Raw genomic sequence first — 11614 nt, forward strand, 5'->3', positions numbered from 1 at the left:
GCGCCGGGCTTCGCAGCAGGGTTTCCGGTGTCGGGGGGCGGCGTACCGCACCGGAAAGGGGCGCGCCGTATCGTGGTTGTCGCGGCGCGCCCTCAACAAAACATGGCGATGGGTGGGTATTTGACTTATTCAGTTCTTGAGCTGGGCGAGGTCGCCATGCCCCAGCGTTCAACTGATGGGCCTATAGGGTTCGCAGTTGTAGCCTCCCCGGACTCCCCCGCCTGTGCCCCACGCGCAGGCGGGGTTTTTTGTTCGGGTGCGTTATGAACCGCGTGCATTTACCGGACCGCCGGCAGAACCGAACGCATGAGATCACGGCCTATGGGGGGCGGTGGCGGGTCTGCGTTGGCTATGACGGGGCAGGGCGCGCGCGGGAAGTGTTTATGGATGGCGAGCGTGTCGGCTCCGATGTGGCGCAGCTGCTATCGGATGCCTGCGTTGCGATCAGCGTGGCGCTGCAGCACGGCGTGCCCGCGGCGGAGATGGGGGCGAGCTGCGGCACGGTTCCTGTTGCGGGCGCGGCGGAGGTCACAGAACCGGCCTCGGCTTTAGGCGCGGTTCTGGCCATGTTGGTCGCGGAGGATGCGGATATCGCGCGGATCGGCGGTGCGCCATGAGCGTGATCGCGGATCAGGTGCGGGCGGATATTGCGGGATTGCGGGCGGATGGCGTCTCGGCCCGGGAGGCGCAGCTGGCGATTGGCTGGCGGTATTTGCGGGCGATCGAGCGCAATCACCTGACGCCGGTCCGCGACCGGGCACCTGCACCGGATCCGGAACCGGCGCCGACCAGGACTGATGTGCCACCGCTGGTGAGCTGGACCAAATCGGGGGTCGCCAAACATGGGGGCTACCAGTTCGCGGGGCCGCGGCTGGAAGTGCTGCGCCGGTCGGCCAGCTCTCGCGGGTTCAACCGGCTGCAGCTGATCGAGCAGGGCGTGCTGGATTGCACGACCACGAAAACGATCGGGCTTCTGAAGCGGCTGGGGCTGATGGCGCAGGCGGGCCAGCGGCGATCCGGTCGCGGGAATACCAAACGCCTGCGGGCCTATTACCGCGCCACGGCGCTGGGTCGTGATGTGCTGCGCGCCATCGAGGCCGGACCGGACGCGCCACCGGTCCCGTGGCTGCGCGAAACATCCAAAGGGGAGGGCGCGTCATGAAACCGCAAGCGTCGGGATTGCAGGCGGTCCAGTCGGAGGAATTGTTCCACTATCCGATTGCGACGCGCGAGAGGCTTCGGAACCACTTCTTTCTGACTTTCCACCACCGGCGCTGGCTGAACAGCGACTTTCGCAACCTCGCGGATCTGGATGTGCGCGGAGTGGCGCTGGATCTGTTTTGCGCGGCGCAGGATCAGGCGCCGGTGGGGACCTTGCCAACCAATGACCAGCTGATCGCGCGTTTGGTCGATGTGTCGCTGGAGACCTGGCGGGGGCTGGCGGCGCGCTCGATCCCGCCGCTGACCAATTGGCAGCGCTGTGTGTGCGATGATGGTGAAGTGCGGCTTTACCATCCGGTGGTGCTGGAGATCGTGCTGGATGCGTTGGGGCGCAAGGAGCAGGATGCGGAGAAGCGGGCCAATGACAAGGCGCGCAAGCGTCTCAAGGCTTTGCCCGAGCAGATGATGCGGGCGGGATTGCGCAAGCAGGCTACGGAAGACGAGGCCTTTGTCCTGCGTTTGGATGAGCATCTTCTGGAACATTATGACGGTGAGCAACGACGCCCGGCGACGGTGCGCAGGGCGCTTGAGGATCTCGATCTTCAGGATCAGCGCGGCGCGTAATCCTTCCGCGTTTCTTCCGGCGGAAGGAAAACGGAAGGAACGCGGAAGGAAACCGGAAGGAAGTCGGAGCGAAAAAGCGTGAAAGAGCCGTGTCCGGCTTTTTTTTGATCCGGTTTGTTCCGCGCTGAAAAGACAAGGACATGAAATTGAAAATGACAATTGCGCGGTGGCGCGCGGGCCGCTGACGGGCCGGTTTTTGCAAGCGGACGGATTGGGTTGAGAAAGGAAGATCTGATGGACAGCGTTGAGCAAAAAGAGGGGGAGGCGCGTGTGATGGCGTTGCTGATCGAGCCATTGCTGCGGCGGGGATTGGCGCGGCCCTCTGCGGTGAGCAAGGGCCAGTTCGAGGATATGAAGGCGGATATCTGCAAGCGTCTGGCCTATATGACGCCCGCCAATCTGGGAGCGCTGGAGGAGATCGTTGCGGCCAATCCGGCGGGCAAGGATCGGGACCGGCTGCCGATCGGGCCGGTTGTGCTGGGCTATGCGGCGGATGTGCAGCCGCCCAGCGATACGGCCTCGCCGCTGATGCGCGCGGTGTTCAGCTCGGCCACGGGTCTGGAGGCGATCCAGGGCGGGTGGTCGCCGGAGCTGCTGGGTCAGGTGCGGCGGACGCGCAAATGGCCCGGACGGTTTGCGCTGACGCAAATCAGAAACGGCGCGGATGACAATGTGCGGCTGATGCGGCGGCTCGAGGAACGGATCGCGACGGGGGCGGCGCTGGAGGGCGCGGACCAGGCGTGGCGCGACCGTCGGCTGGCGGCTTTGCGCAAATGCGAGGAGATCAGGGAAATGGGGCTGAAGGGATGAGCGTGATGGGGGCTATCGAAGCGGGTGCGCAGGGTCGAGTTGCGCTGGATTGGTACGCGGCCGAGGTTACATCGGGCCGTGAGCGTACCGTGGCAGATGCGGTCGAGGCGCTGGGTCTGGTCGCCTATGTGCCGGTCTGGCGTCGTCAGGGGCCGGTGAACCGGCGGACGGGGCAGCGCAAGATGGTGTCGTCGCCGCTGGTGCCGCGATGGGTTTTTGTGGGCTGGCCACGGGGACTGCCCCATGCCTTCGATGCAGTGGCCGCGCACCGCGATGTCCGGGGTTTTGTGGGCGTGGACGGTGTGCCCAGCCGGATCCGGTGCCACGTGATGGACGGGTTTATCCGGGCGCATGGCAAAGACGGGTTCACGCTTGCGGACCAGGTGGAAACCGACGCGGAACGGTTGGAGCGGCTACGTGCGCAGCTGGGCAAGGTGCATCAGGCACGGGTGGCGCAGGGCAGCTTTGCCGGGACGCAAGTGACGGTGCGCTCGGTCGGCGACAAGCACGCGAAGGTGGTGATGCAGCTGTTCGGGGGCCAGCGGCTTACTGTGGTTCCGATCGGAGCGCTGGTTCCGCTGGATGTCTGACAGATCTGGGGCAGGGTGACCGCCCCCAGCCCTATGAGGCATATCGCGACCCTCTGCGATCCGGTGCCGAGAGAGGGATAGGATCGCAAAGTGCGACGCTGTGGGTGGGTTTAAGAGTTTCGCTTTTGACAAGGGTTTACTGAATGTCCCGCAAAGCCCGTTGTGTGGATTTAGTGAGCTTTCGCTGCGGATGCACCAATGTGGTTTTCAGTGAGCCATTCAATAAACGGCCTTTTGTGTTAAAACGATTCTGATGTGCGAAAAATCACCGTGATGATTGAAGAATCTTCCGTCGTATGGATTGCTTTGTAATAATGGTTTTCTGACTGCCTGTTTTTCGGAGAAATATTGCGCCGCTCTGTCCTGTTTGTGCGAGTGGGGGCGATTTTTCGAAAATATCATATCATTTTTGATCGATTTTGACGAAATCTAATATAGAAATTGTACAGGCGTGTAAGCTTGCTGACGTGCAAGTCTGCATATGTACAATCTTACCGGCGTACAAACGTACGTTTTTGTTAGGAATATCTCATGAAAATGGCATTCGCAATTTCGGCCGCACTTTGCATCGGATCAGCAAGCATGGTGCAGGCACAGGATTATAATTTGGATGTTTTTTTTGGCCTTAGCGCAGAAAACAAATTGGGGTGGGGCGGCTTCCAATACGACACAGATAGTGGCCGAGTTTTGGGCCTCGGGGTTTCACGTAACGATGTTTTCGTCCCTGGTCTCGAAATTGGTTTAGAATACAACACCAACGAGCAGGAATTTGTCTGTTGCGGGACGAACTCTATGGGCGCGGATACAATATTAATTACCGCGCGGTACAACCTTTTCCAATACGGTGGCTTTGAAGGATATGCCGGTTTGGGTTTAGGTGCCGCTAATGTGGCCTATAAGTTCGCGCGTACCTACGAAAACTCTGAAACCGTTGCTGCCGGGCAGATCATGTTGGGCGGGCGGTATGACGTCACACCCGCGTCGCAAATCTTTGCCGAATATCGGTATCTCTCGGTAGAGGACGCGGGAGTGGCGGGAGGTCTTGGGGGTGGTTTTGATGCCGAATTCAATTCTTCCAATATTGTCTTGGGGTATCGTTACTCGTTCTAAGGCGAAGCAGATACGAAGGTATCTGTCGGGGCTGTCTGCCTTACTACAGTGTGTTCTGCCTTGCTCAAGAGATTGCGTCTGTAACAACGCTCTAGCCACACTAGCGCGCAAGATGGTGTCGTCGCCGCTGGTGCCTCGCTGGGTTTTTGTGGGCTGGCCACGGGGTTTGCCCCATGCCTTCGATGCAGTGGCCGCGCACCGCGATGTCCGGGGCTTTGTGGGCGTGGACGGTGTGCCCAGCCGGATCCGGTGCCACGTGATGGACGGGTTTATCTGGGCGCATGGCAAGGACGGGTTCACGTTTGCGGGCCAAGTGGAAACCGACGCGGAACGGTTGGAGCGGCTACGTGCGCAGCTGGGCAAGGTGCATCAGGCACGGGTCGCGCAGGGCAGCTTTGCAGGGACGCAAGTGACGGTGCGCTCGGTGGGTGACAAGCACGCGAAGGTGGTGATGCAGCTGTTCGGGGGCCAGCGGATTACTGTGGTTCCGATCGGAGCGCTGGTTCCGCTGGGCAGTTGACAGGTTCGGGCAGGGTGACCGCTCCTACAGCCCAATTCGAACATTAGCGGGATACACTGTTGGCGGGGACCGGACGTTCGCTGCATTTTGCGCAGAGGTTTGCTATGCGGACGAACCGGACCTTCATCCGGATCGCCTGCGCCTGTTCATCTACAACTGGAATAGGCCCAAGGCATTCACCACATCGCGCTTTGTTGCCTCGGTGCGTTCTCGTGCCTGTGCGGTACCTTCTTTGATCACCTCAAGTATGTAGCCTCGATCCTCGGCGAGCTGAGCTCTACGCTGGCGAATTGGGGCTATGAGCTCCTGAAGGATCGCTTCCAGACGCGCCTTGATCTTGCCATCGCCAAGCCCGCCGCGCTGATATTGGGCCTTGAGCTCGGCAAGCTCGTCCTGGTCCGGATCGAAGGCGTCGAGATAGGTGAAGACAACATTGCCCTCAACGCGGCCCGGGTCTTCGACGCGCAGGTGGTGCGGATCGGTGAACATTGCTTTGACAGAACTTCGGATTTGCTCCGACGATGCGGACAAAGCGATGGCGTTGCCGCCGGATTTCGACATCTTGGCCTTGCCGTCGATACCGGGCAACCGGCCCGCCTTCGGGATGATCGCCCGCGCCTCGGGCAGTACGACGCTGCCTGCGGTTGCGTTGATGCGCCGCACAATCTCGTTGGTTTGCTCGATCAGTGGGGCCTGATCCTCGCCGACCGGTACGATGGACGCCTTGAAGGCCGTGATGTCCGCCGCCTGCGCCGCCGGATAGCACAGAAATCCGGCAGGAATATCGCGCCCGAACCCTCGCATGCGGATTTCATCCTTGATCGTCGGATTCCGTTCGAGGCGTGCCACGGTGACAAAGTTCAGATAGAGCATCGACAACTCGGCCAGCGCCGGAAGATGCGATTGCAGACAGATCGTCGTGCGAGCAGGATCAATGCCCACAGCCAGATAATCAAGCGCGACCTCGACCACGCTGCGCCGTACCTTCTCCGGATCATGGGCGTTGTCGGTCAGGGCCTGAATATCCGCGAGCAGCAAGAATTGTTCATGGCTGTCCTGATAGCGCAGCCGGTTAGCAAGTGATCCTGCATAGTGCCCGATGTGAAGCGGCCCAGTCGTGCGGTCGCCTGTCAGAATGGTTGATTTGTTCATTTTGCGTGTTCTCATAAAATGAGAGGCCGCGCATCGGGAGGTTCGGAAAACAAAAGGCCGCCCATGCGGCGGCCTCGGAATACGTTTGGTCATCCGGCCACCCTGTCAGGAGGCCAGCCACCAAGTCATTGCGATGATCATAGTGTTTTCCATGGAATACTAGCTATCGTCAGGAAGATCGCGCGTCAATCAAATGGTAGTAAGGGCTCGTTGCTGCCGTTAACTGCGACCAAGTCCAAAGTCCGGTAAGGGCCGTTCGTAACACTTTGCGAAGGTGGTGATGCAGGTGTTCGAGGTCCAGCGGCTTACTGTGGTTCCGATCGGAGCGGTGGTTCCCTTGGGCAGTTGACAGGTTCGGGGCAGGGGTTTTACCGGTTGGGGCAGGATGACCGCTGATCCCTGCCCAATGAGGCATATGGCGACCCTCTGCGATCCGGTGCCCAGGAGAGGGGATAGGATCGCAAAGTGCGACGCTGTGGGGGGGGATTGGTTGGTGACAGCGCAAATCTGAACCACTTTTGTGTGTTCTAAAATCAATTGTTAAAGGAGGGTGAGACTACATGAGACGCCTAGACCACCTCTGCAAAGAGTTTCTTTTTGTTTTTGAGGTGCCGCGCGACAAGCTGCTTCACGCATCTACCCTTTTTCGAAATGAAGCGTGCCGGTCTGGCAGCGTAAGTCGGCGTTGCAATCTCGGGGAAGAGCGCAATGATTTCGTCGCGGCTTTCGGTTGAGACAGCTTTGAGCGCTTCAGGTCCGACAAATAAGCTCTCTGTCGCAGCTCCATTCGAGTAGACGATCTCATGGTCGTCAAATAGCATATGCCAATAATCGACCTCGGACACGTTCATCACCTGCTCAATGCCATCCATGCTGCACAGTTTAATGGCGGGGATCAGCACCTCGCTGGTATTAAACATGCGCAGTGCAATCTTAGAGCGTATCAGTACACGGTGCTGCGGGCTTACCATCAGATTTTGCTCAGGCATGTTTCTACCGAGCGCGCCTGCCGTGATGCGTACGGGGCGTAGCTTAGGGTTTATCGCCAAGTCGATACTATCTAGCTTACGGTTGCCGATCCAGCGGATGGGACGGTAGCCGTTATCCAGAGTTAGCACCTTGTCGCCAACGCCAAGATCTTCAATGGCTACAAGGCCTCTCTCGGTTTCAATTTTTACACCTCTACAAAAGCAGGGAACCCCCGAAACATTGTTGTTTCGAATACTCAGTGTTCCGACCGGATCACCGTTCGTATTGAAAACTTGATATGACCATTCCTTGAATGAAGGATCCTCATATCCAGCGTCTTCTACCAGGTTATCAACTTGGAGGCTCCAGCCATCGGGTATATTCACGATAGTGGATTCGATTTCACCATCCGCAGGTTGTGAATCGACGGTAATCGCCCCGCTAAACCCGATGCCAATGTTTACAGTCACCGTGTCATCGGTGCCGTTGTTTCCGACGTTTTGATAAAACGACCCAAAACTGTTTGCAGTGATTACAAAGTTAGCCATGCTGTCTCTCAAACTACATCAGTTCCGACAGCTGCGGCGTGATGTTACTCAAAATATATAAATTTCAGGCAATTACTCTGCCTGTGTGTAAGAAGCATGCTGTTCATATAGCGCGCTAATTTTAGTCTATCCTTGATCCCTTAATCGACGTGTCGGGGCGAATTATTTACCACTCACGGCACAGTTCTTCCAAAGCTCGAGCGCCATATGAGGAGCTTGAACTCAGAACGACCCTACGTTGAGTGGGTATACTTACAGCTCAACTGATGACATTTTTTTTATGCCAAATCAATTCGTGAATTCCCTTAGGTAAACTCACGCTTTGTTCGCAGCGTTGGTGAGTAAGCTGTCATCGATCCCGCCTTTAAAATTAATAGGTTAAGTTCCAGCCCCCCTCACCGTGAGGCGCCGATGTTCGAGATCACCTCCGACCTTGCGCGCACGATGCGCCGCCTCGGCGACATTGCGGAGAAGCAGATCCCGTTTGCGGCGGCGCGTGCGCTGACGATGACGGCGCAGGACATCAAGGAGCGGACCGGGCAAAAGCTCGATCGTGTCTTTGACCGCCCGACGCCTTTTACCAGGCGTGGCCTCTATATCCGTGCGGCGCGCAAGACGCAGCTGACAGCGGAGGTGGGGTTCAAGACGATCCAGTCACGATATCTCGCATTGCAGGAAAGCGGGGGCGTGCAGTCTCCAAAGCGGCGGGCGATTGTGATCCCGAAGCGGATGCGGCTGAACCGGTACGGCAACATGACGCGCGGGGCTGTCAGCAAGGCGGCCGGAAAGCCGGATACGTTCGTGGCGTCGCGGGCTGCAAAGGCGACAGCACATCTTGCCCCTGGCATCTATCAACGTCCGAAGCGCAGCAAATACCGCAAGGGCGGCGCGGGGAACAAGAACCGGGGCGAGCTCAAGGGACCGCAGCTGCTGGTGGCATTCGAGGGCAAGGCGAAGTACCGGCCACGGCTCGGCTTTGTGCAGGGCGGGAAACAGATTGCGGCCAATCGCCTTGGCCCGAACTTCAGCCACGCTTTGCGCGAGGCCGTGCGCACCGCCCGCTGATGACCCCCACGCCAGCCCGCTAACGGGTTCCCCACGAGTGGGTCCTTCCCGGCCTCTTTAGCACGCGGGTAATTCGCACCGCGTGTGATTTGTGTGTTTCGGGATCCGGGGGCTGCAGGATTACATTGAGGTTGTTGTTCCGATGGCTGAGCTGACCACACAGTACCCGCTGCCCGAGGGGGTGATCGATGCGCGTGTGAACCGCGGGCAGCTGGCGGATGCGTTCAATGTCTCGGCCAATACGATCGACAAGTGGCGGCGGGACGGCATGCCGGTGCTGCAGGATGGCACGAACGGGCAGAGCTATGTGTTCCAGCTCTCTGCGTGCTGGGCGTGGCGCGCGGGGGAGGTCGAGGGCAAGAAGCAGCGGGATGCCGAGGCGGAGCGGTCTGTGCGGCAGCTGCGCATGGCGTTCCTGAACCGTGGCGAGGGGCGTGACGCGGATGCAGGGATGTCGCCGCTGGAGGCGCGGGCCCATGCGGAGGCGGAGCTGCGGTTGAACCAGGTGGGGCGCGAGCGCGGCGAGCTGGTTTATGTGTCGGATGTGACCGACGGGATCGAGGCGATCTTCGCCAATATCCGCGAGGTGCTGCAATCGCTGCCGGACTGGATGGAGCGGGAGGCGGCGATGGATGCGGCCTCGATCGATGCGCTGACCAGGCGATGCGACGGGGCGCTGGAGGGTCTGGCGGAAACCATTGCCGAGCGGTTCGGCGCGGATCCGGGCGATCGGGATGATGCGGGTCACCCGCAGGACCGCGCGGCCCGGCTGTGACCTTCGACTACGAGCCGCTGCCGCCCTTTGCGAGCATGGCGGGGGTGGTGCTGGACTGCCTGCCATCGCTGCGGCCGCCTGCGCGGATCAGCGTGACGCAGGCCTGCGAGAGGTATCTGCGGGTCAAGGTCGGGGGCAGCTGGCAGCGGTTTGATCGGGGCGTGACGCCCTATATGAACGAGCCGCTGGATATGATGGCGTCGCGGCGGTTCCTGGAGCTGATCTTTGTGGGGCCTGCGCGGGCGGGCAAGAGCGAGCTGCTGCTCAAGGGCACGGCCTGCTATGCGATTGCCTGCGATCCCGGACCTGTTCATGTGACGCAGATGGACCGCGACTCCGCGAAGGCGTGGGCGGAGGATGAGCTGGCGCCCTCGGTGCGCAACAGCCCTGATCTGGCGGCGCTGCAGGGCAAGGCGCGCAGTGATCGCAATATCTTCAGCAAGCGGTTTATCGGCGGGACGAAGATCTCGATCGGGGCACCGACTGCGTCGAACTTTGCCAGCCGGACCTCGCGGTTCGAGCTGATCACCGATCTGGACCGGATGAAGCTGAACATCGACGGGGAGGGGGCGCCGTTCTCGCTGGCGGCGAAGCGTCCGCAGACCTTGCTGTCGCGGGGCATGGCGATGGCGGAAAGCTCGCCCGGTCATCCGATCCAGATCGAGGACTGGACACCGCAAAGCGTGCATGAGCTGCCGCCCTGCGAGGGGATTGTGGGGCTCTATAATGGCGGGACGCGGGCGCGGTGGTACTGGGATTGTCCGCATTGCGGGGAGGCGTTCGAGCCGCGCTTTGATCTGCTGGAATATGATGCGGAGCTGCCACCTGCGCAGGCCGGTGCATCAGCCGAGATGAAGTGCCCGGAATGCGGTGCGTTAATATCTGCCAGCGAGAAGCCCCGCCTGAACCGTTCTGGATACTGGCTTCACGAGACAAACGAGGGCGGTCTGGCGCGGGTCGAGGATCCGCGCATCAGATCCGTCAGTCGTCTGAGTTACCACCTGAACGGGGCGGCGGCGGCTTTTGCCAGTTGGTCCGCGATTGTCAGCCGTTACATGGTCGCCAGCCAGCATGCCAGAACCATGGGGGACGAGACGGGTCTGCAGGTGGTGGTGAACACGGATATCGGGCTGCCCTATCGACCCTCGATGATGGATGAGGAAAACGCGCTGACGGCGGAGGGCTTGCTCAAGCGGGCGGAGGGTCTGCCGCGGGGCGAGGCGCCGGACTGGACGCGGTTCGTGCTGGTCTCGGTGGATGTGCAGAAGGGCCGGTTTGTGGTTCAGGTCGAGGCCTGGGGCACCCATGGGGAGCGGGCCCTGATAGACCGGTTCGATCTGGCGCAGCCGCCCGATGATGCACCGGGGGCGGGAGATCCTGATCGCCCGCGGGCGCTGGCACCGGAGCGCTATTCCGAGGATTGGGACGTGTTGCGTCCGTTGCTGGACAGGGTCTGGCCTGTGAGCGGGCAGGGCTACGGCCTGCGCACGCTGGCGGTGGGATGCGATATGCACGGCCAGCCCGGGGTGACGGATCAGGCGGAGAAGTTCTGGCGCAAGATGCGGCGCGAGGGGCTGATGTCGCGGTTCTTTCTGATCCGGGGGCATGGCGGTCTGAAGCAGCGCTCGCTGGTCTGGTATGCGGCGCCCGAGCGGGCCCATGGCGGCAAGAAGGCGCGGGGGGTGAAGATCCTCAACATCGCAACCGATCTGGTGAAGGACTCGGTGACCCAGTCCCTGACGCGGCTTCCCGGACCTGGTGCATATCGTCTGGGCAACTGGATCGATGCGGGTTTGCGCGACGAGTTGTGCGCGGAGCGTCGGGGGGCTGCTGGCTGGGAGATGAAGGCGGGGGTGAAGCGCAACGAGGCGTTTGACCTCGCGGGGTACAATCTCGCATTGGCGCGGCATCACGGCATTGAAAATATCGACTGGGATGCACCGCCGGATTGGGCGGCCTTTGGCATCGCGAATGTGCTGGCGGTGCCGCTGCGGGATCCGGACGCGGTCCCGTCCCCCCCTGAACCGCAGGCCCGCTCGAGGCCGCGCACGATCAAATATCTGGGAGGCTGACATGGCCGAATACAGACAGGCATACACGCAGGCAGATGTCGATTGCTTACGGGCTGCCTTGGCGCGTGGCGTGCTGAAAGCGACGATCAACGGCGAGAGTGTCGAATACGCCTCGATGGCGGAAATGCGAAAGCAGATCAACATCATGCAGGCCGACATTGAAGGTGTGACGCGCGGTCTGCGCACGCATTACCCCACAACATCGCGGGGTCTTTGAG

General features: G+C 60.6%; 13 protein-coding genes. 11 read left to right on the forward strand and 2 right to left on the reverse strand.

Annotated features, from left to right (window positions below; genetic code table 11):
* The first annotated feature begins 263 nt into the window (after window positions 1–263).
* The 7 genes from CR254_RS06005 to CR254_RS06035 all read left to right on the forward strand — a co-directional run bounded on the left by CR254_RS06005 (window position 264) and on the right by CR254_RS06035 (window position 4815).
* Window positions 264–617 (forward strand): TSCPD domain-containing protein, encoded by a 354-nt coding sequence (locus CR254_RS06005; protein ID WP_097928942.1) that lies wholly within the window; start codon window positions 264–266, stop codon window positions 615–617.
* Window positions 614–1162 carry a hypothetical protein gene (locus CR254_RS06010; RefSeq protein WP_097928943.1) on the forward strand — a complete coding sequence of 183 codons (549 nt, stop codon included), beginning with the start codon at window positions 614–616 and terminating at the stop codon, window positions 1160–1162. The genes CR254_RS06005 and CR254_RS06010 overlap by 4 nt, the downstream gene beginning before the upstream one ends.
* Window positions 1159–1785 (forward strand): hypothetical protein, encoded by a 627-nt coding sequence (locus CR254_RS06015; protein WP_097928944.1) that lies wholly within the window; start codon window positions 1159–1161, stop codon window positions 1783–1785. The genes CR254_RS06010 and CR254_RS06015 overlap by 4 nt, the downstream gene beginning before the upstream one ends.
* Before the next feature lie 234 nt (window positions 1786–2019).
* Window positions 2020–2595: a hypothetical protein gene (locus CR254_RS06020; RefSeq protein WP_097928945.1), complete on the forward strand. Its 576-nt coding sequence runs from the start codon at window positions 2020–2022 to the stop codon at window positions 2593–2595.
* 5 nt (window positions 2596–2600) lie between these two features.
* Window positions 2601–3185, forward strand: coding sequence for a transcription termination/antitermination protein NusG (gene nusG, locus CR254_RS06025; protein ID WP_180955900.1), 585 nt, complete (start codon window positions 2601–2603; stop codon window positions 3183–3185).
* A 531-nt stretch (window positions 3186–3716) separates the two neighbouring features.
* On the forward strand, window positions 3717–4295 hold the full coding sequence (locus CR254_RS06030; protein WP_097928947.1) for an outer membrane protein: 579 nt from the start codon (window positions 3717–3719) through the stop codon (window positions 4293–4295).
* Window positions 4296–4407: 112 nt separating this feature from the next.
* Entirely contained in the window at window positions 4408–4815 is a 408-nt protein-coding gene (locus CR254_RS06035; RefSeq protein WP_097928948.1) for an ACT domain-containing protein, read from the forward strand.
* 150 nt (window positions 4816–4965) lie between these two features.
* Here the strand turns inward: CR254_RS06035 and trpS are convergent, their stop codons facing one another.
* Both trpS and CR254_RS06045 read right to left on the reverse strand, forming a co-directional pair.
* A complete protein-coding gene (gene trpS / locus CR254_RS06040; protein WP_097928949.1) occupies window positions 4966–5967 on the reverse strand; it encodes a tryptophan--tRNA ligase in 1002 nt (333 codons plus the stop codon).
* Window positions 5968–6536: 569 nt separating this feature from the next.
* Window positions 6537–7484 carry a Hint domain-containing protein gene (locus tag CR254_RS06045; RefSeq protein WP_097928950.1) on the reverse strand — a complete coding sequence of 316 codons (948 nt, stop codon included), beginning with the start codon at window positions 7482–7484 and terminating at the stop codon, window positions 6537–6539.
* Between the two features lie 411 nt (window positions 7485–7895).
* On the opposite strand from CR254_RS06045, the gene CR254_RS06050 reads away from it, so the two are divergent.
* The 4 genes from CR254_RS06050 (at window position 7896) to CR254_RS06065 (ending at window position 11613) form a co-directional block, all read left to right on the forward strand.
* A complete protein-coding gene (locus CR254_RS06050; RefSeq protein WP_097928951.1) occupies window positions 7896–8549 on the forward strand; it encodes a hypothetical protein in 654 nt (217 codons plus the stop codon).
* A 91-nt stretch (window positions 8550–8640) separates the two neighbouring features.
* Window positions 8641–9324: a DUF1441 family protein gene (locus tag CR254_RS06055; protein WP_097928952.1), complete on the forward strand. Its 684-nt coding sequence runs from the start codon at window positions 8641–8643 to the stop codon at window positions 9322–9324.
* Window positions 9321–11396, forward strand: coding sequence for a terminase gpA endonuclease subunit (locus CR254_RS06060; RefSeq protein ID WP_097928953.1), 2076 nt, complete (start codon window positions 9321–9323; stop codon window positions 11394–11396). The genes CR254_RS06055 and CR254_RS06060 overlap by 4 nt, the downstream gene beginning before the upstream one ends.
* Before the next feature lies 1 nt (window position 11397).
* Window positions 11398–11613: a phage head-tail joining protein gene (locus tag CR254_RS06065; protein ID WP_097928954.1), complete on the forward strand. Its 216-nt coding sequence runs from the start codon at window positions 11398–11400 to the stop codon at window positions 11611–11613.
* Window position 11614: the final 1 nt, after the last annotated feature.

This window comes from Pontivivens marinum (genome assembly GCF_900231835.1).
Lineage (GTDB): Bacteria > Pseudomonadota > Alphaproteobacteria > Rhodobacterales > Rhodobacteraceae > Pontivivens > Pontivivens marinum.

Coding starts and splice junctions, on each gene's coding strand:
- trpS (WP_097928949.1), bottom strand. CDS start 5,967: ATGAACAAATCAACCATTCTGACAGGCGACCGCACGACTGGGCCGCTT.
- CR254_RS06020 (WP_097928945.1), top strand. CDS start 2,020: ATGGACAGCGTTGAGCAAAAAGAGGGGGAGGCGCGTGTGATGGCGTTG.
- CR254_RS06035 (WP_097928948.1), top strand. CDS start 4,408: ATGGTGTCGTCGCCGCTGGTGCCTCGCTGGGTTTTTGTGGGCTGGCCA.
- CR254_RS06005 (WP_097928942.1), top strand. CDS start 264: ATGAACCGCGTGCATTTACCGGACCGCCGGCAGAACCGAACGCATGAG.
- CR254_RS06010 (WP_097928943.1), top strand. CDS start 614: ATGAGCGTGATCGCGGATCAGGTGCGGGCGGATATTGCGGGATTGCGG.
- CR254_RS06015 (WP_097928944.1), top strand. CDS start 1,159: ATGAAACCGCAAGCGTCGGGATTGCAGGCGGTCCAGTCGGAGGAATTG.
- CR254_RS06050 (WP_097928951.1), top strand. CDS start 7,896: ATGTTCGAGATCACCTCCGACCTTGCGCGCACGATGCGCCGCCTCGGC.
- CR254_RS06065 (WP_097928954.1), top strand. CDS start 11,398: ATGGCCGAATACAGACAGGCATACACGCAGGCAGATGTCGATTGCTTA.
- nusG (WP_180955900.1), top strand. CDS start 2,601: ATGGGGGCTATCGAAGCGGGTGCGCAGGGTCGAGTTGCGCTGGATTGG.
- CR254_RS06045 (WP_097928950.1), bottom strand. CDS start 7,484: ATGGCTAACTTTGTAATCACTGCAAACAGTTTTGGGTCGTTTTATCAA.
- CR254_RS06030 (WP_097928947.1), top strand. CDS start 3,717: ATGAAAATGGCATTCGCAATTTCGGCCGCACTTTGCATCGGATCAGCA.